This window comes from Thermococcus sp. MAR1 (assembly GCF_012027305.1).
In the GTDB taxonomy this organism is placed as follows: Archaea; Methanobacteriota_B; Thermococci; order Thermococcales; family Thermococcaceae; genus Thermococcus.
Genome location: NZ_SNUF01000003.1, coordinates 22458 through 41054, shown reverse-complemented (window position 1 = coordinate 41054; position 18597 = coordinate 22458). Strand labels below are relative to the sequence as shown.

Sequence of the window (18597 nt, the reverse complement as noted above, 5' to 3'; positions counted from 1 at the left end):
ACTTATAAACTCGGCTTGGGTAGGTTAAGCCGGATGGGGGCGTGGTGTAGCCTGGTCCATCATCGCGGGCTCCAGAGGTATGAGGACTTGCGGGTTTGCTGATTTGGGGATGAGCCTTTGGAGCTCTGACCCGGAGAAACCCGCGGACCGGGGTTCAAATCCCCGCGCCCCCACCAGTACAAACTTTTCTGGCGAAAAGTTTGATCAAAAGCTTGTGATTCTTTATTGAATGGCTGCTTTTGGAGTGGATTTTCTTCAATGGTTGTTTTTTGATATTGGGATTTGCTCCAAAGGCGCTTCTTAATGGGTTCAAGTTTTTTAGCGCTCCCTTGGAGCGCGGTTATAGTGGAACCCGCGTGAAAAAGCCTTATTCGAATGATTCCCTTTCTAAGTGGCCAAAATTGAGTTTGGAATCCAATTTAGGGAAGTCCTGCAGATGAATCACAAACTTTTGGTGAAGCTTTTTCCAAAAGCATCAGTGCCGGCGGAAGTTTTATTAACTTTGACTTACAAAAAGTTTACGAGGTGATACCATGGAGGAGCCCGTAAGGATAGGCCACGACAAGTTTTACATAGGGGAGGGGGAGACCGCCAAGAGGGAGCTTCGAGTGGTCAAGGTCAGTGACGACGTGATTCAGGTTCAGGAGGAGGTTCACGGCATCATCGCCCTAGTCGGTGCGAGCTCAAGCGTCAACATCAAGAAGGAGGAACTCAAGAACCTCATAAAGGTCGCCAAGGAAGAGTTTGGCTGGACCGACATCTGCGAATGAATCCTCTTTCCATTTCTGTGGAGAATTTGCCGCCCGCCTGGTATCATCGGCGGTGATATTAACGTTTTATAAGCATAAAAGTGCTTAAAAGCCATCGAGGTGATTGCCATGGCAGTTGGAGAGAAGATAACGATCAGCGTTATAAAGGCAGACATCGGCGGCTGGCCGGGTCATTCAAGGGTTCACCCCCAGCTCGTCGAGACTGCCGAAGAGGTTCTTGCCAAGGCCCAGGAGGAGGGTACCATAATAGACTTCTACGTTGCCACCTGCGGCGATGACCTGCAACTCATCATGACTCACAAGAAAGGTGTCGACAGCTCCGAGATACACGGCCTCGCATGGAGAACCTTTGAGGAGGCCACCAAGGTCGCCAAGGAGCTCGGCCTCTACGGGGCCGGTCAGGATCTCCTCAAAGATGCATTCAGCGGAAACGTCCGCGGAATGGGGCCAGGAGTTGCGGAAATGGAGATCACCCTGAGGAAGAGCGAGCCGATAGTCACCTTCCACATGGACAAGACCGAGCCTGGCGCTTTTAACCTGCCCATATTCAGGATGTTCGCCGACCCGTTCAACACGGCCGGCCTTGTCATTGATCCCAACATGCACATGGGCTTCCGATTCGAGGTATGGGACATAAAGGAGCACAAGCGCGTTATCCTCAACACCCCAGAGGAGCTCTACGACCTCCTCGCCCTCATCGGAGCCAAGAGCCGCTACGTCATCAAGCGAGTCTTCCCGAAGGAGGGACACAAGATACCGAAGGATGAGCCGGTCGCCGTCATAAGCACGGAAAAGCTCTACGAGGTAGCCGGCGAGTACGTCGGAAAAGACGACCCGGTAGCTATCGTCAGAGCCCAGAGCGGACTGCCTGCCCTTGGAGAAGTTCTTGAGCCCTTCGCATTCCCGCACCTCGTCAGCGGGTGGATGAGGGGTTCCCACAACGGCCCGGTCATGCCGGTCCCGATGCACCAGGCCAACCCGACGAGGTTCGACGGCCCGCCGCGCGTCGTCGCCCTCGGCTGGCAGATAAGCCCAGAAGGGAAGCTCGTCGGTCCGGTTGATCTCTTCGATGACCCGGCCTTCGACGGCGCCAGGCAGAAGGCCGTCGAGATCGCCGAGTACATGCGCAGGCACGGCCCGTTCGAGCCCCACAGGCTCCCGATGGAGGACATGGAGTACACCACCCTCCCGGGGATTCTGGAGAAGCTCAAGGACAGGTTCGAGCCCGTGGAGTGATCTCCCTCTTTATTTCCTTGCCTCCACTATTCTCCCCATAAAATCTTATAACCCGTGAGCACCATAGCCCTCAATATACATCCTCCAGCCAGGAAGGAGAGCAATGTACATCGGTGGTTGAAATGGGCGATGATAAGTTTGTTCTCTCCCTCGATGAGGGAACCACAAGCGCCAGGGCGATTGTCTTCGACAGGGAAAGCAACGTCCGGGGCATCGGGCAGTACGAGTTCCCGCAGCACTACCCCCGGCCCGGCTGGGTCGAGCACAATCCAAAAGAAATCTGGGAAGCCCAGTTCAGGGCGATAAAGACCGCACTTGAGAGGGCCAGAACGGATAGCGGCGATAGGCGTCACAAACCAGCGCGAAACCACGATAGTCTGGGACAGAAACGGAAGACCGCTCTACAACGCGATAGTCTGGCAGTGCAGAAGAACCGCGGAGATGGTAGAGGAAATAAAGAGGGAATACGGGGAGGTTATCAAAGAGAAGACCGGCCTGGTTCCGGATGCTTACTTCTCGGCGTCAAAGATTAAGTGGCTCCTCGACAACGTTCCAGGCTTAAGGGAGAAGGCTGAGAGGGGAGAGGTTCTCTTTGGGACGGTCGATACGTTCCTAATATACCGCCTGACAGGGGAGCACGTGACCGACTACTCGAACGCCTCAAGAACGATGCTGTTCAACATAAAGAAACTCGACTGGGACGACGAACTCCTAGAAATCTTCGAGATTCCAGAAGGGATTCTTCCCGAGGTCAGGGAGTCGAGCGAAATTTATGGCTACACAAAGAAGGAGCTTCTCGGCGCGGAAATCCCGGTGAGTGGAGATGCCGGCGACCAGCAGGCGGCTTTATTCGGCCAGGCGGGTTTTGATGCTGGAATGGTGAAGGCAACCTACGGAACCGGGAACTTCATCCTGGCAAACACCGGTAAAACCGTCCGCTATTCCGATAACCTCCTCACAACGATAGCATGGGGCCTCAACGGAAAGGTCATCTACGCCCTTGAGGGAAGCATATTCGTAACTGGGGCGGCCGTCCAGTGGCTCCGCGATGGAATAAAGATTATCAATCACGCCTCCGAAACAGAGAAACTCGCAAGGAAGATTGAGAGCAACGAGGGCCTTTACTTTGTCCCGGCCTTCGTTGGATTGGGAGCGCCTTACTGGGACCAATTTGCAAGGGGTCTAATAATCGGCATAACGCGCGGAACCGGCAGAGAGCACCTCGCGAGGGCGACGCTGGAGGCGATAGCCTACCTCACCAGGGATGTGATCGAGGAGATGGAGAGGCTCGTCGGAATTAAAGAGCTGAGGGTTGACGGTGGGGCAACCAAAAACGACTTCCTGATGCAGTTCCAGGCGGACATACTAAACAGGCGCGTTGTGAGACCCGTCGTGAAGGAAACAACAGCTTTGGGGGCGGCCTATTTAGCGGGCCTCGCCGTTGACTACTGGGAGAGCCTTGAGGAGATACAGAGGTTGTGGAAGTCAGAGAAGGTGTTCGAGCCAACTATGGGCGAAGAAACGAGGGAAAAACTCTACCGCGGATGGAAAGAGGCAGTGAAGAGGGCCATGGGCTGGGCAAAGATCATCGGAAGTTAAGCACCACCCGCTGCACTAATTTATCCATTATATCAATGTTCCCCCCTGTCCTTTCTTTTAATGTCCCAAACGGTTCTTTCCAGCCTCATTTAGAAAACCTAAGGTTTAGGAAAGCTTTAAAATGTTAAAACCATTCTCAAATCAGCTGGAGGGAGGACTATGAAAACCAAAGTTGCCATAATTGGAGCGGGCATAAGCGGGGCCAGCATAGCACGCGTCCTGAGCAGGTACGAGAACCTCGAGGTTCATCTAATAGAGAAGGCCCCTGACGTTGGCTGGGGCGTCAGCAAGGCCAACACGGCTTTGATCCACGGCGGTTACGACGACGATCCTGACAGGTACCCGACGAGGGCCAGGCTGTGCATAAGGGGAAACAGACTCTGGCACCGGTGGGTGAAAGAGCTTGAGATTCCCCACGTCTGGAATGGTGCTCTGATAGTTGCAACCAAGGAGGAGGACTTCGACGAGCTTGAAAAACTTTTGGAGCGCGGAAGAAAGAACGGCGTCCCCGAGATGAGGATTGTCGATAGAGAGGAGCTTTTCCACCTCGAGCCGGGCCTGACGCGAGAGGCTATTGGAGCGCTGTGGGTTCCCATAGTCGGGCAGATTGGGCCGATTCCGGCGGTTATAGCGATAACCGAGAACGCGGTAGCGAACGGCGTCAAAACCCACCTCGAGACCGAGGTTAGAGGTATAAAGGTTGAGAACGGAGAGGTAAAAGGAGTTGAGACAAACAACGGCTTCATCGAAGCTGACATAGTAATCAACGCCGCCGGTCTCTATGCTGACAAAATAGCGAGAATGGCCGGGATAGACTACTTCGAGATACACCCGAGGAAAGGCGAGTACTGGATTTTTGACGACGACGTTCTGGGTCCGAGGAGGGTCCTCTTCCCGACTCCAACTCCAATAAGCAAGGGGATAGTGGTCACCACGGAGATTTCTGGACACTTGATGATAGGACCGAACGCCCAGGATCTGCCACCTGAGGAGAAGGAAAACCTCGCCACCACCAGGGAGGGGCTTGAGCAGGTCTGGGAAGGGGCCAAGAAGCTCTGGCCGCAGCTACCGCCGAGGAGCAAAGTCATCAGAACCTTCGCCGGCTTAAGGCCTGAACCAACGGGAGGGGACTTCATAATTAAGGCTGAAGAAGAAGTCTGGGGCTTCATCAACGTAGCGGGCATTCGCTCGCCCGGGCTGACGAGCGCCCCTGCAATAGCTTACGAAGTGGCGGGGATAATTCAGAGAGACCTCGGGATAGAACTCAAGGAGAAGTCCAAGTGGAACCCCTACAGGAAGGAGATAAGCCACTTCTTCATGATGAGTCCCGAGGAGATTAACGAAGCGGTCAAGAAGAACCCCTCCTATGGAAAGATAATCTGCAGGTGTAACAACGTGAGCGAGGGAGACATCTTAGAGGCCATCGAGAGAATGAAGTTCATAGGCGTCAAAACGCCGAGCGTTGACTCCGTCAAATTCAGGACGAAGGCCACAACAGGCACATGCCAGGGAAGCTTCTGCAGGCCGAAGATAGTCCAGCTTTTGGCGAGGGAGTACGGCGTTGAGCCATGGAAGGTCACGCTGAAGGGTGAGGGAAGCGAGATTGGAATAGGCGACGTTAAGGTTCTCCTCAGGGGGGATGCCTGATGTTCCCAAGGATTCCGATGCTGAACTACGACGTCGTCGTCATCGGGGGTGGGCCGGCTGGAATGGCGGCAGCGATAAGGGCGAAGGAGCTTGGATTGAGGGTTTTGCTCCTCGACGAGAACGACTACCTCGGCGGAATCCTCCCGCAGTGCATTCACCCGGGCTTCGGGCTTCACTACTTCAAGGAAGAGCTGACCGGCCCGGAGTTCGCGTCGAGGCTCGCGAAGAGGCTGGTGGAGCTCGGGGTGGAGTACAGAACGGCCGCGAGGGTTTTGGAGATTAAAAACTACTCCGACTTAGAGAAGGTCGTAATCTTCACATCCCCGAGCGGTGCCTACGGGGTCTGGACTAAAGCTATTATCTACGCCGCCGGCGCTCGCGAGAGGCACGCCTTCGAGGTAGGTATAGTGGGCGACAGGGTTGCGGGAATCTACACCGCCGGAGAGGCCCAAACGCTGATGGACATCTACGGGGTTCTGCCTGGGAAGGAAGTCGTCATCGTCGGTTCAGGGGATGTCGGCCTGATAATGGCTCGCAGGTTTGCCCTTGAGGGGGCCAAGGTCAAGGCCGTAATCGAGCTGATGCCCTATCCGGGTGGTTTGGCAAGGAACGTCATGATTCTGAGGGACTTTGATATTCCTCTCTACCTGAGCCACAAGGTGGTGGAAGTTCGTGGTAAAGGAAGGGTCGAGAGGGTGAAAGTAGTTAAGGTTGACGAGAACCTCAGGGAAATCCCTGGGAGCGAGTCCTGGATAAGCTGTGACACGTTGATTATCTCCGCCGGGCTCGTGCCTGCCGTAAAGAAGCTAAAGGCAATAGGCGTTGAGATTGATCCCGCAACAGGTGGGCCAGTTGTCAACGACAGACTCGAGACGAGCGTTCCGGGGATTTTCGTTGCCGGAAACTCGCTCCTCATCAACGACCTCGTTGACTACGTTGCCGAGCAGGGTGAGTTAGCGGCAGAAGGAGCCAAGGAGTTCATCGAGAAGGGCGGAATAGAGAGCAGGAAATGGATTAAGGTTGAGAAGGACCAAAACGTCCGCCTTCTCGCCCCACACCACCTCAGCGGTGAGAGGGACGTTTACCTCTACCTCAGGGTTACGAAGCCGATGGAAGAAGTGGAGCTTAGAATCCCCGAAATCAGCAGGAAGATAAAGCTCCCGGTGGTCAAGCCAGCGGAGATGCTCAGGGTAAAGCTGAAGGCCGAGGAAATCAGGGAGGTAGAGAAGCTCACCGTGGAGGTGGTTAAGGGATGATTTACCGCTTCACCTGTATAGTGTGCCCGCTTGGCTGTTCGATTGAGGTGGAAGTGGAGAACGGAAAGGTCAAAGAGGTCAGAGGGTGCACATGCCCGCGCGGTGAGGAGTGGGCAATTGGGGAAGTTACGAACCCCAAGAGGGTCGTCATGAGCGTCGTGCCGGTTGAAGGCGGAGCGTTGCCGACGGTGAGCGTTAAAACCGTGGAGCCGGTGCCGAAGGAGCTGATTCCGGAGCTGATGGAATTCCTGGCGGAGTTGAAGCTCAAAGCCCCGGTTGAGGTTGGGGAAACAGTTGCCGAGTGGAACGGAATAAAAATAGTGGCCACGAGGGGGGCTTAGCCTCTCGTTTTTCAATCCTCAAAACTCTTAAATACATTGATTGTAAATAACACTGGGAGTGATACGGGGTGAGGGATATGAGGTTCACGGTTCTCAGGATCAACCTGAACGAAGGAAAGGTCGAAAGCGAGGAGCTGGAGAGGGATGGAATATACGGGGTTATAGACTACGGAATAGAAGTTCACGAGAGCCTGGAAACCCACAGCCTTGAACCATACGACCCCCAGAACATCATGGTAATGGGAATGGGGCCCTTCTCAGGCTCGACCCTGCCCGGGGCGCACAGGCTCATGTTCTTCTTCCGCTCACCGCTATACGGAACGCTCTTTCCATCGGCAATGGGCGGAGCCGCCTACGCCTTCAAGAACGTTGGCGTGGATTTCGTTACCTTTGAGGGTAAGGCCGAGAAACCCGTCGTTGTTCTGCTCTACAACGATGGAGAGAGCGTGAGGGTTGAACTCCACGAGATCGAGCTTGAGAAGGTCGTTGAAATCTGGAGGGGCTACAAGGATGAGGAAGGAGTCTATGCCCTCACTCAGTACCTCATCGATACCTTTGGAGATAAGTTCGACTTCGAATACCGCATAGCCGTTGTAGGGCCCGCCGCTCTAAACACCAACTACGGGGCGATATTCTCCCAGGCTCTGCGGAAGGGGGAACGGCTTGTAGGCAGCGAGGACTGGGCCGCGAGGGGTGGTTCGGGAAGCGTTTTGCTTAGAGCCCACAACGTCGTCGGAATAATCTTCGGCGGGAAGCCGAGGAAGAGAGCCTTCCCGGGAGAGGACATCGGCAACTTCAGAACTTCCAAGGGCATCGTCGAGGGCGTGCACAAGAAGCCCTACAACGAGATTATAAGCGAGAAGACCACCAAGTACCGCTTCAACCCCAAGCTCAACACTGGCGGAACCTTCGGCGGTAACTACCCTGCCGAGGGCGACTTCGTTCCGATACTGAACTGGCAGATGCCGTACATCAAAAAGGAAGAGCGCATAAAAATCCACGAGAACATAATGAAGCACTACTGGGAGCCCTTCAACGAAGAAGCCATAAAGCCCAAGAACTGGACGACGTGTGGCGAGCCCTGTCCGGTCGTGTGTAAGAAGCACCGCAGGGGGCACCACGTCGAGTACGAGCCCTACGAGGCCAACGGGCCGCTGAGCGGAAGCATCTCTCTAAGGGCAAGCGACATAAGCGTCCACGCGGCAGATGCCATGGGATTTGACGCGATAGAGTTCGGCGGAACGGCCGCCTGGGTGTTGGAATTAATCCACCGCGGTCTGCTCAAGCCGGAGGAAGTGGGCATAAGCGGAAAGCCGGAGTTCACCAAAGAGGCCCTTCTTGAGAGGCCGGTCGAGGCGAGTGAAATCAACGCCAAGCTCGTCGCCGAGCTGGCCCACCGCGTTGCCTTCGCCGAGAACGAGATAGCGAGGATAATCGGCCTCGGAAAGAGGAAGGCGAGCGTCATCTTCGACGAGCGCTTCAAGGACAGGCTCAGCTATGGAGAGAGCTTCAAAGACTACGGCGTCTTCGTTCCGCTCGGCGAGAACGGAGAGATGACGCCGACGATGTACTGGGCGATAGGCAACTACATACCACTCCCGATTCAGGGAAGGTACTGGACCTTCTACCAGTTCGGCGTCTTTCTTGAGCCGGAGGAGCTGGCGAGCAAGATAATCGCGAGCGCCCTCTGGGAGTTCTGGTACGACAACGTCGGCTGGTGCAGATTTCATAGAGGCTGGATGAAGCCCGTCCTTAAGGCCCTCTTCATGGACGCCTACGGCGAGAACGTTGACATGGAGGAGCACGCCAGGAAGCAGATTAAGAGGCTGATAGAGTACGCCAGAAAGGCCGGCTACACCCCAGTCTTCTGGGACAGCATGCGCGTCATAGACCTCGTCTCAGCAGGAAGCGAGGAGTTCGGAAACGAGCGCTGGGCCGAAAAGTTCAGGCTCGACAAAGTAGGCACGGCAAAGGAATACCTTGAGAGGGTTCTGGAGGCTTACAGCGAGATTCTTGGGGTGGAGTGGAGGTTTTGAAGTTTTTATATAAAATCCAGGAAATTAACGGTGATTATTCTAAAAATATTCTTAAATAACCGGTCTAAGTCGAAAATTTTTATAAAATCCGCACCTAATAAAAATCTTCGACCATAATTTTTAAATAGGTTAAGAGTAATATTGTTGGGGGGTGACTAGATGAGATTTACTGTGAAGAAGTTAACACTTCCTCATTCCGGTAGGATATATCTATGTGGAGTTGGAGCATGCCCATATTTTGAATTTAACCAAGGACAAATAATACTATACGACGACCTTGGGAAAGTGAAGATAGAGTCCACTAAAGACGGAATTAAGATAACTATTCCAAAAGAATATATAGAAGAGCTTCTCAAGAATGCTATACACCAGCAGTAATGGGGAACAAAAATGCCCAGAATTCTTAGTAGGGATGAACTAATACGATCACAAAAAGTTCATAATTTTTTCATTTTCTCATTTAAACATGCCCAAGTGATTTTATTGACACTTTTAATCATGACCTTAGTTTTAATGTTCTATGGGCACTATATTAATAATGAGTTATATGCTACGCAATTACCTCTTGCAACGTTCACTGGATTCATCGCAAGTTATGGAGCTGGGTATTTTCTAGCCACGGTAGTATCTTATATTGAAATCGAAGAGAGATACGAAGGATATCCCTATATCGCAGAAAACATTAAGCTTAATCTCAAGCTACTGGGAATTAAGAAAGAGACAGGGACTGATAACACCACCGAAACCAGATACACATATGGACTCAAAATTGAAGAGATACGAGAGGGGCAAATTATACGAGATGATTTGAAGGACTTTTTTGATGTATATCATTTTGACGTTCTTTATGGAAAGTGCGATAAAACTAACTTCGAAAGTGTATCAGTTTCTATTGGGAATAAAGTTTTTACACTAATAGACAAGAATGGCATTGATAACGACAGATGCAAATTCATATCAATCTCACCTAAGTGGATTAGGCTAGATATAGAAATAAAAATGGACAATGACGAAGAAATGCTCCAAAATATTAAGATTGGCAGGGATATAACTACAAAAGTTATAAGAAAGTCTAAGGAAGGTTACATCCTATACATCGAAAACGGAAAACTACCGACATTTAAGTTTGGATATTTAATAGTAGTCCCAACAGAAAAGATAACATTTTCAATAGATTTCTCTGAGCTTACAGAAGAACATAATCTATGGCCAAGAGGGGCAATATATAAGCAGGATAGAGGATGGGTAAAAATCCGGAGTAGTCATAGAAGTCCTCTTAAGTACAAGTATAGACTTAAAGACGATGGAAAGAGACTTGAGATACAAATAAAAAGAAACCCTAGATTGTTTGTTGGAGAACAATTAGAACTTGAGATTCAATTATCACCAAAGGAAGACTAACGATAGCCGTATAATTCTAACAAGCTCTGTAATGTCTCATACAAAGGCATCTAAGGACCCTGAAGTTTCACAGGTGATAACTATGCAAAGTATTGTAATAGGCTCCGGAATCGGCGGCCTTCTGACGGCCTCGTTCCTGGCCAAAAACGGCTACCAAGTTACCGTCCTTGAAAAAGCCCCCTACACTGGCGGTCGCTTCACCAACCTTGACTACAAAGGCTTCGGCCTCTCTACTGGAGCGTTCCACATGCTTCCCCACGGTGAGGACGGACCTCTGGCTCACCTCCTTAAGCTCCTCAACGCAAACGTTCAAATCGTCAATTCAAATCCAAAGGGCATGATTTTCTACAACGGGAGAACCTTCCACTATCGCGATGGCTGGAAGTACCTGAGCTTTACCGAGAAGGCAAGGGCTACAAAGCTCCTGCTCGACATCAAGAGGAACAAACTGCCGAAGGGAGAAGAGGCCGAGACGAGCGGGAGAGAATGGATAAGGGAAAGGATAGGCGACAACGAGTTCGTTGACCTCTTCATCAAGAGCTTCCTCGGCTGGGCCGACAGCGTCCTAGAAGTTCCTGCTGGTGAGCTGGCGAGGGAGATAAAGGCTGCCCTGAGGTGGGGCGGGCCCGGACTGGTCAAGGGCGGGTGTAGGGCGATAACCGGGGAGCTGGCAAGGATAACTGAATCCAAAGGCGGAAAAATCCTCACTAGGAAAAGGGCCGTCGAAGTTGACCCCGAGGCGAAGAGGGTCATCACGGCAGACGGTGAGGAGTTCGCCTACGATGTTCTCATCTCCAACATCGGAATAAAAGAAACCGTTGAGCTTATCGGAAGGGAGAACTTCGAGAAAAATTACCTCAAGCGCGTTGATTCCCTCAAGCCGAGCGAGGGGATAAAGTACAACGTGGCACTGAAGGGTGGGCCAAGGATAGGGAACACCGTCGTCTTCACCCTCGACACCGAGAGGATAAATGGTTACAACGAGCCTTCAAGCCTTTCTCCCGAGCTGGCCAAGGAAGGTTATACCCTGGTAATGCTCCACCACGCTTTGCAGGGCAGGAACGTCAAGGCAGAACAGAGAAAGGGCATCGAAGACATCTACAGAATCTTCCCGAACCTCGATAGCGAGGGAGAACTCCTGCTGGTACAGACCTACCTCGATGGGAATCCCGTTAACAGGGTCGCCAGCGGCCAGACCGTTGAGGACTTCCCAGTGGAGGACGTTTACATCGTAGGCGATGCATACAAGCCGCCGGGGGGAATCGAGGTTGAGGGCATAGCCCTGGGGGTCATGAAAACCCTTGAGAGGCTCGGCCTCGGTAACTTTTCAGAGTGGTACCTCTGAAGTTCCACCCCATACCGAAACTCTTTTTTATCATAAGTTCGTACCATGGAACGTGGTGAGAGATGAGGAGGGCGGCCGCTGTTACAGTCGTTATACTCCTTCTGACGGCTCTTCCCACGATGCATGCGGACAGGAGTGACCCCTTCAAGCTCCTCGGCCTTGAGTACTACCGTGACTGGGGCTCCGTTGGGGAGATTTCGAACCTCACGATGCACGGTCTCATAGAGTTCGCCAGGAACAACGTGAGCGACGAGTCTCAGTACCGGGACGTGATGAGACTCATAGCGGCCCTACAGGCCTACGAAAGCACGAGGATAGCGCTCATCGATGCAGGAAGGTTTTACATAGCCGGCAGTCGTGTGGAAAGCCCCTTCTACAGTCCTTACAGGGGCTTCGACGTCAGATGGACTCCGATGACTGCCAAAACAGCTGACGGGCTTTTAAGGGCTGCGTTCATGGTATACACCTGCGGCGTCCATAGGCCCTTCAACCCAGTAGCGGGTCTCGACCATTATCCTGCGCAGTTTCTCAGCAGGGCATTCGACAGGGGTACCTATCTATTCAACGGCACGTACGTCCCGTACAGGTGCACCTGGGAGATAAGCAAAAAATCCGGAACCGTTCCATCGGGGGTGGTTCTCTACAACCAGACTTTGGGATGGGTGAGTGTTAATGGAAGCGAGGATTACAGCGTCTCGATAACCTACCGCTGTGGCCTCGGCCAGTGGCAGAACGGGGCGTGGATGACTGGAGAGGACATCAAGAACTACATTGCGTTCCTCTACACCTGGGCCTACGAAGACTTCCAGGGCGACCCCTACTACGAACCGAAGCTGGAACTCGCGGAGAACCTGTCAAACATCGTGGGATTTTCCTTCAATGGGAACTCGTACACGGTCTATCTGAGGGCAAGGGAGCCACTGGTGGACGATCTCCTAGCCAGTAAATACCTGTTCTACCCGCAGCTCCCATGGGAGCTCTACTGGGCCATGGGTGAGCTGGTGGCGAATGAGGAACGCTATGGGATATACGGCACCAACTACGTTTTCATCCCTGAGGAGCTCTCAAGCTGGGGCTATCCAGAGGACGATTATCCGGTAGACCTCTTCGACAACAAGTCTCTGGAGGACCTCGATAGAGTCATCGTTAAGCTGATGACAGGAAAAGGGCCGGATATCCCCGGGATAGACTGGGGAAAGGCCTTCGTCAGGCTCATCCTCGACAGAACCTTCCACAGCATCTACGGCCACTTCCTCATCGGGAACGGTCCCTACGTCTTCGTCGAGGCGGCGCCGGAGAAGATCTCCTACAGGATGGAGCGCTTCAAGGGATGGCGGGACGTTGTTGGAGAGATCCTGCCCACGGAGGGGAGCGCCAAGACGATATACTGCGTGGGAACATCTTACGCGGACAGACTCATAGAGAAAGTTGCCGCCGGTGAATACGACGTCTTCTTGAAGGGTTACTCGACCGATTACTACCAGAAACTGCAGGAGTACGCCAAGGAGGGAAAGATCAAACTCTACCGTGCCTCCGATGGTGTGTACGGTGCAGTTTTGAATCCCTACGGGGAGAACGGTCTTCCAGTGATAACGGACGAGTATGGAAAGCCCCACTTCAACCCGTTCGCCATCAGGGAGGTGAGGCTCGCCCTCAACTACCTCATCAACAGGAGCGAGCTCGCTTCGGGGATTCCCGGGGCACTTCCGGCATTCGACAGGCTTGGCCCGTTTCATCCGGGGGAAGGCATCGTGGAGAACCTCTACGGGGCCTTCAACCTAACTCAGGGAGGGAACTCCGACTACGGCATGGCCCTTTTTGAGGAGGGAATGGAGAAGGCGAAACTCATGCTCAACGGCACGAACCACACCCTTGAGAGAATCAACGGAACCTGGTACTTCGACGGAAGGAAGGTCGAGATAATCCTCGCTGTGGAGGAAAGGAATCCCCGCTACCGGGAGCCCCACACTCTAGAGGTTGGGAACTATCTCAGGAGGGTCCTCCAGAGGCTGGGCTTTGAGGTTCGTCTGGAGTACTGGGACGTTTACCACATGTACGGATGGATATCAAAGGACGAAGGTGCCTGGCACGTCTACGTCATGCGCTCCTGGCCACCGTCTTCACACTGGACGGCGAGGCCTCAATTCGTTCCGTGGGGTTTCATTGACGTGCCCTCGGAGGTGACCGTGGGGGAGCTGCTCCGCCACCTCTCGGAGGAATGAGGGCCCGTTAGCTTTACCTTTGCCAACTTATCTTCCCTCCTCCCGAACCTTTTTCCAGTGAACAGGGCTGGCTCCTAACGAACGTTTTTATCCTCCCCCGCGTATCTATACACCCCGGAGGTGATGCTCATGAAGAGGGTTGTTATAGCCTTGGGCGGTAACGCTATTCTCCAGCGAGGCCAGAGGGGAACCTACGAGGAGCAGATGGCCAACGTCATGAAGACGGCCAAGCAGATAGTGGATATAATACTTGACGGTGACTACGAGGTTGTAATCACCCACGGTAACGGTCCCCAGGTCGGTGCTTTACTCCTCCACATGGACGCCGGTCAGGCTACTCACGGCATTCCTGCCCAGCCGATGGATGTGGCTGGAGCAATGACCCAGGGCCAGATAGGGTACATGATACAGCAGGCGATAAGGAACGAGCTGAAGAGGCGGGGGGTAGACAAGCCCGTGGCGACGATAGTAACCCAGACCATCGTTGACAAGGACGATCCAGCATTCCAGCACCCGAGCAAGCCGGTTGGGCCCTTCTACGACGAGGAGACGGCCAAAAAGCTCGCGAAGGAAAAGGGCTGGGTCGTCATAGAGGACTCCGGCAGGGGCTGGAGAAGAGTAGTGCCGAGCCCCGATCCAAAGGGCCACGTTGAGGCTCCGGTGATAGTTGACCTGGTGGAGAAGGGCTTCATCGTTATAGCCAGCGGGGGCGGTGGGGTTCCCGTCATCGAGGAGGACGGCCAGCTCAAGGGCGTCGAGGCGGTTATAGACAAGGACTTGGCAGGAGAAAGACTGGCGGAAGAGGTAAACGCTGATATCTTCATGATTCTGACCGATGTGAATGGTGCCGCTATAAACTTCGGCAAACCCAACGAGAAGTGGCTCGAGAGGGTCACCGTCGAGGAGCTGAAGAAGTACTATGAGGAAGGGCACTTCAAAAAGGGGAGCATGGGGCCGAAGGTTCTAGCTGCCATGCGCTTCGTCGAGTGGGGCGGGGAAAGGGCGGTTATAGCCCACCTCGAGAAGGCCGTCGAGGCCCTTGAGGGAAAGACCGGAACCCAGGTCATAAAGGGCTGAACCAAAGCCTATAAATATCTCCCCTTCCTTCTTTATTCGGTGATAACATGAGCGAGGCCGCCACCGGATTCTTCGGTTCGCTGCTGTGGTGGTTGTTCTTCATGTACATCTTGCTGTGGCCTCAGATGCAGTACAGGAGCCTGCAACTGGCTAGAGCCAAGCTCCTCAAAAGACTCTCGGAAAAGCGAAAATCAACGGTAATAACAATGATTCACAGGCAAGAAAGCATAGGACTCTTCGGAATACCCTTCTACAAGTTCATAAGCGTCGAGGACAGTGAGGAAGTCCTGAGAGCCATCCGTTCCGCCCCTAAGGATAAGCCGATTGATTTGATAATCCACACGCCTGGGGGGCTTGTTTTAGCGGCCACGCAGATAGCGAAGGCCCTCCATGATCACCCGGCCGAAACGCGCGTTATAGTCCCCCACTACGCCATGAGCGGCGGAACGCTGATAGCCCTCGCCGCCGACAAGATAATAATGGATCCCCACGCGGTCCTCGGCCCCGTTGACCCGCAGCTTGGCCAGTACCCCGGACCAAGCATCGTCAGAGCGGTCGAGAGGAAGGGCGTTGACAAGGTGGACGACCAGACGCTAATCCTAGCGGACGTGGCTGAGAAGGCCATCAAACAGGTTCGCGACTTCGTTTACAGTATCCTGAAGGATCGCTATGGAGACGAGAAGGCCAGGGAGCTGGCTCAGATACTAACAGAGGGTCGGTGGACCCACGACTACCCGATAACCTACGACCATGCAAAAGATCTCGGTCTCCACGTGAGCACAGATGTTCCCGAGGAGGTCTATGCCTTAATGGAGCTCTACAAGCAGCCGATGAAGCAGAGGGGCACCGTCGAGTTCATGCCGTACACCCAGAAGGGCGAGAGTTCCTGAAGGATTAAGTTTTCCCTTACTCCCACCTATTTTGGCCGACTCGCAAAATTTCAGCCAAAAAGTTTTTATTTACTCTTGCCGTTTTCAGTCCAGATGTTTGGAGTGAAGAACGCTGTTCTAAAAAGAGGGAAGGGGAAGAGAGATGCAAGCGAAAGTGGACCCAGAGGAAATTAAGAGGATCAAGAGGGAGATAGAGGCCCTTGAAAAGGAGAGAAACGAGATAAGGGCCAAACTGGAGGAGCTTGATAAGGAGCTTCAAATCTGGATTCAGAAGAGAGATGAAAAGAACAACGAGGTCAAAGCGCTTCGCCAGAAGGGGCGCGAGTACAAAGCCAAAAGGGATGAAATCAACCAGCAGATACAGGAGCTCAAGAAAAACCGCGAGGAAATAAACGCGAAGCTTGACCTACTCTACCAGGAGATACTCGAATACAGGACGAAGAGGGACGAGTACAACCAGCTTCGCAGACTTAAGATGCCGCCCGAGAAGATACAGGAGCGCATAGAGAAGCTGGAGTGGGAGCTCCAGACCAACCCGAACATAACTCCTGAGAGGGAGAAGCAGATAGTTGACCAGATTCAGGTTCTTGCTACCGAACTCGAGATACTTCAGCAGGCCCAGAGGTTCCACACCAAGCTCCAGGAGACCCGGAAGAAGGTGGACCAGCTCAAGAAGGCCAGGAGGGCAATAAGCATGGAGATACAGAAGTTAGCAAACCAGAGCCAGCAGTTCCACGAGCAGATGATAAAGGCCTTCAACCAGGCGGACGAGGTCAAGAAGGAGGCCGACGAGTACCATGCCAAGGTCGTCGAGCTCCGCGAGAAGATCAAGGAGGTCAGGAAGGAGCTCCGCGAGATCGAGAAGAAGATAAGGGAGTACGACGAGAGGCACAAGGAGCTCATAGCCTACAGGCTCGTCGCAAGGATGCGCTCCAAGAAGGACGCCAGCTTCGAGAAGGCCGTCGAGGCCCTTGAGAAGTTCAAGAAGGGTGAAAAGCTCACCCTCGACGAACTGCTCCTCCTCCAGAGGTACAACCTCGTCTGAGGCCTGGCTATGGAAGTCATCAGGCATGAGGGGCCTGGAAGGCTGGGCCTCGTAAGGCTTGGGGAGTACTCGTTCAAGACCCCCGCACTGGCAGGGGTAGACTTTACACTCTCTCCCTTCAACTCCTTCTTCTACCCCAAGGAGCCCGGGGAGTACGACTTCAACCTGGCCCCATCCATACCCCTCGGCTTCTACACGCCGGGCGATGTGATAGAGAAGGCCCTCGGGAGGCTCTGGAGCGTAAACTACGACGGCTTCAACGCCTTCTACCTGCCGGCTTTGAGAAGGACCTCCTACCTGGGCGAGTTCTTCAAGATAATCGAGCGCTACAGCTTCGATGCCGTCTATCTGGGCAACTCAAAGATTCTGGTGAGGGAGTACCGCTACTTCGTGAAGATAATCAGGGAGCTGCGCGAGAGGTTCCCCAACGTTATGATAATCGCCGATCTGGAACCGTTCTTCTATCCGCTGGCCGCTTACCTCGGCGTCGATGCCTTCGACACCCGCTCGCTCAAGCTCTACGACTTCGAGGGTAAGGGGTTCACCGGGTATAGCCCCTTCATCTGGAGTGAAAAACCCAACTCCCTCGACTTCGCCAGGGAGACGATACTCCACGTGAGGAAAGCCTTGAAGGAAGGGAAGCTCCGCTACCTCGTTGAGAACTTCTTCAGCACCCAGTACCACGCGGGAATACTCCGCATAGCCGATTTGGAGCATCACGACTACCTCGAGAAATACACGCCGATCCAGAGGGAGACCGTTTACTTCATAAGCGACGCCTCGATTAGAAGGCCGGAAGTTAGGAGATGGCATTCAAGAGTTGCCGAGCGCTTCGTCCCACCGAAGAACACCGAGCTGGTTCTCCTCTTCCCCTGCTCTGCCAAGAAGCCCTACTCCTTCTCCCGCTCCCACACCCTCTACCGGAAGGCGGTTAAGGAGGCCCTTGGCTCAGGAATAGCCAGAGCCCACGAGCTGATTCTGACTTCGCCCTTCGGTGTCGTTCCACGGGAGTGGCAGTGGTTAGCAAAGTACGACATAGTCGTCACCGGCCACTGGAACGAGGAGGAGATTAAACCGGCGGCCGAGCTTCTGGCGAAAACCCTTGAAAAGTACCCGAAGGACGTTCCGATAATAGCGCACCTGGATGAAGCCTACGTGGAGATAGCCAAGATGGCCGCTGAAATGACAGGCAGGGAGATAATCTTCACCCGCCTTGAGAACGGGACCACGAGCAAGGAGAGTCTCAGGTCACTAACTGAAACCCTCGGGGAGTTCGAGCTTGAGGGAACCAAGGAAGACAGGACGTACCGCTACTTCGAGGGCATAAGGAAGGTCTTCGACTTCTACTTCGGCGTTGGTGCCGGAGAGGCGGTTCTGCCGGACGGCGGGAAGGTCAAGGGCTCCAAGATGCTCCGCCTCTTCATTGACAACCAGCAGACCGGAACCTTCAAGGACGGCGTGATAAGCGTCACACCCTATGGAATGCAGAGGATATACGATGCCCTCGAGGCCTACTGGGTGAAGGTGGACTTCGAGCTCCGCGGTGACGTCTTCGCGGTCGGCGTTGACGAGGCCGATCCGGCAATAAGGCCGGACGACATAGTGGGCATAGTGAGGGACGGAAAGGTAACGGGCGTCGGGAAGGCGGTTTTGGCTGGAGAGGAGATGGTTAGAGCCAGGAAGGGTGTTGCGGTTAAGGTCAGGAAGAGGGCGTAACTCCTAAAAACCCGCT

General features: G+C 53.6%; 14 protein-coding genes, 1 tRNA gene and 1 pseudogene. All 16 read left to right on the top strand.

Annotated elements, in window-relative coordinates; all coding sequences use genetic code 11:
- The first annotated feature begins 35 nt into the window (after nt 1-35).
- The 16 genes and pseudogenes from E3E25_RS10415 to arcS all read left to right on the top strand — a co-directional run bounded on the left by E3E25_RS10415 (nt 36) and on the right by arcS (nt 18581).
- A tRNA-Trp gene (locus E3E25_RS10415) sits at nt 36-176 on the top strand.
- A 357-nt stretch (nt 177-533) separates the two neighbouring features.
- On the top strand, nt 534-770 hold the full coding sequence (locus E3E25_RS10410) for a hypothetical protein (RefSeq protein WP_167893245.1): 237 nt from the start codon (nt 534-536) through the stop codon (nt 768-770).
- 108 nt (nt 771-878) lie between these two features.
- Nucleotides 879-2006 carry a fructose-1,6-bisphosphate aldolase/phosphatase gene (gene fbp / locus E3E25_RS10405; protein WP_167893376.1) on the top strand — a complete coding sequence of 376 codons (1128 nt, stop codon included), beginning with the start codon at nt 879-881 and terminating at the stop codon, nt 2004-2006.
- A 122-nt stretch (nt 2007-2128) separates the two neighbouring features.
- Nucleotides 2129-3605 (top strand): annotated as a pseudogene (glpK, locus tag E3E25_RS10400) (glycerol kinase GlpK).
- 159 nt (nt 3606-3764) lie between these two features.
- On the top strand, nt 3765-5252 hold the full coding sequence (locus tag E3E25_RS10395) for an NAD(P)/FAD-dependent oxidoreductase (RefSeq protein WP_167893244.1): 1488 nt from the start codon (nt 3765-3767) through the stop codon (nt 5250-5252).
- Nucleotides 5252-6508 carry an NAD(P)/FAD-dependent oxidoreductase gene (locus E3E25_RS10390; RefSeq protein ID WP_167893243.1) on the top strand — a complete coding sequence of 419 codons (1257 nt, stop codon included), beginning with the start codon at nt 5252-5254 and terminating at the stop codon, nt 6506-6508. Before E3E25_RS10395 ends, E3E25_RS10390 begins: the two co-directional genes overlap by 1 nt.
- Nucleotides 6505-6849, top strand: a complete 345-nt coding sequence (locus E3E25_RS10385; RefSeq protein WP_167893242.1) for a DUF1667 domain-containing protein — start codon at nt 6505-6507, stop codon at nt 6847-6849. Before E3E25_RS10390 ends, E3E25_RS10385 begins: the two co-directional genes overlap by 4 nt.
- Nucleotides 6850-6926: 77 nt before the next feature.
- On the top strand, nt 6927-8885 hold the full coding sequence (gene gor, locus E3E25_RS10380; RefSeq protein WP_167893241.1) for a glyceraldehyde-3-phosphate:ferredoxin oxidoreductase: 1959 nt from the start codon (nt 6927-6929) through the stop codon (nt 8883-8885).
- Nucleotides 8886-9044: 159 nt separating this feature from the next.
- Complete coding sequence (locus E3E25_RS10375; protein ID WP_167893240.1) at nt 9045-9263, top strand: hypothetical protein; 219 nt, start codon at nt 9045-9047, stop codon at nt 9261-9263.
- A gap of 12 nt (nt 9264-9275) precedes the next feature.
- A complete protein-coding gene (locus tag E3E25_RS10370) occupies nt 9276-10286 on the top strand; it encodes a hypothetical protein (protein ID WP_167893239.1) in 1011 nt (336 codons plus the stop codon).
- Between the two features lie 82 nt (nt 10287-10368).
- Nucleotides 10369-11631: an NAD(P)/FAD-dependent oxidoreductase gene (locus E3E25_RS10365; RefSeq protein WP_167893238.1), complete on the top strand. Its 1263-nt coding sequence runs from the start codon at nt 10369-10371 to the stop codon at nt 11629-11631.
- Nucleotides 11632-11693: 62 nt separating this feature from the next.
- Nucleotides 11694-13853: an ABC transporter substrate-binding protein gene (locus tag E3E25_RS10360; RefSeq protein ID WP_167893237.1), complete on the top strand. Its 2160-nt coding sequence runs from the start codon at nt 11694-11696 to the stop codon at nt 13851-13853.
- 129 nt (nt 13854-13982) lie between these two features.
- The gene (gene arcC, locus E3E25_RS10355) at nt 13983-14930 is read left to right on the top strand and encodes a carbamate kinase (protein ID WP_167893375.1); all 948 of its coding nucleotides are present in this window, start codon (nt 13983-13985) and stop codon (nt 14928-14930) included.
- 47 nt (nt 14931-14977) lie between these two features.
- Nucleotides 14978-15820 carry an ATP-dependent Clp protease proteolytic subunit gene (locus E3E25_RS10350; RefSeq protein ID WP_167893236.1) on the top strand — a complete coding sequence of 281 codons (843 nt, stop codon included), beginning with the start codon at nt 14978-14980 and terminating at the stop codon, nt 15818-15820.
- Nucleotides 15821-15962: 142 nt separating this feature from the next.
- Nucleotides 15963-16865, top strand: coding sequence for a coiled-coil protein (locus E3E25_RS10345; RefSeq protein WP_167893235.1), 903 nt, complete (start codon nt 15963-15965; stop codon nt 16863-16865).
- Between the two features lie 9 nt (nt 16866-16874).
- Nucleotides 16875-18581 carry an archaeosine synthase subunit alpha gene (gene arcS / locus E3E25_RS10340; RefSeq protein WP_167893234.1) on the top strand — a complete coding sequence of 569 codons (1707 nt, stop codon included), beginning with the start codon at nt 16875-16877 and terminating at the stop codon, nt 18579-18581.
- The last annotated feature ends 16 nt before the right edge of the window (nt 18582-18597 follow it).

Bases quoted from the DNA above. Each gene is read 5' to 3' on its own strand.
- gor (WP_167893241.1), top strand. From the start codon at position 6,927: ATGAGGTTCACGGTTCTCAGGATCAACCTGAACGAAGGAAAGGTCGAA.
- fbp (WP_167893376.1), top strand. From the start codon at position 879: ATGGCAGTTGGAGAGAAGATAACGATCAGCGTTATAAAGGCAGACATC.
- E3E25_RS10370 (WP_167893239.1), top strand. From the start codon at position 9,276: ATGCCCAGAATTCTTAGTAGGGATGAACTAATACGATCACAAAAAGTT.
- E3E25_RS10345 (WP_167893235.1), top strand. From the start codon at position 15,963: ATGCAAGCGAAAGTGGACCCAGAGGAAATTAAGAGGATCAAGAGGGAG.
- E3E25_RS10395 (WP_167893244.1), top strand. From the start codon at position 3,765: ATGAAAACCAAAGTTGCCATAATTGGAGCGGGCATAAGCGGGGCCAGC.
- E3E25_RS10390 (WP_167893243.1), top strand. From the start codon at position 5,252: ATGTTCCCAAGGATTCCGATGCTGAACTACGACGTCGTCGTCATCGGG.
- E3E25_RS10350 (WP_167893236.1), top strand. From the start codon at position 14,978: ATGAGCGAGGCCGCCACCGGATTCTTCGGTTCGCTGCTGTGGTGGTTG.
- E3E25_RS10360 (WP_167893237.1), top strand. From the start codon at position 11,694: ATGAGGAGGGCGGCCGCTGTTACAGTCGTTATACTCCTTCTGACGGCT.
- arcS (WP_167893234.1), top strand. From the start codon at position 16,875: ATGGAAGTCATCAGGCATGAGGGGCCTGGAAGGCTGGGCCTCGTAAGG.
- arcC (WP_167893375.1), top strand. From the start codon at position 13,983: ATGAAGAGGGTTGTTATAGCCTTGGGCGGTAACGCTATTCTCCAGCGA.
- E3E25_RS10375 (WP_167893240.1), top strand. From the start codon at position 9,045: ATGAGATTTACTGTGAAGAAGTTAACACTTCCTCATTCCGGTAGGATA.
- E3E25_RS10365 (WP_167893238.1), top strand. From the start codon at position 10,369: ATGCAAAGTATTGTAATAGGCTCCGGAATCGGCGGCCTTCTGACGGCC.
- E3E25_RS10385 (WP_167893242.1), top strand. From the start codon at position 6,505: ATGATTTACCGCTTCACCTGTATAGTGTGCCCGCTTGGCTGTTCGATT.
- E3E25_RS10410 (WP_167893245.1), top strand. From the start codon at position 534: ATGGAGGAGCCCGTAAGGATAGGCCACGACAAGTTTTACATAGGGGAG.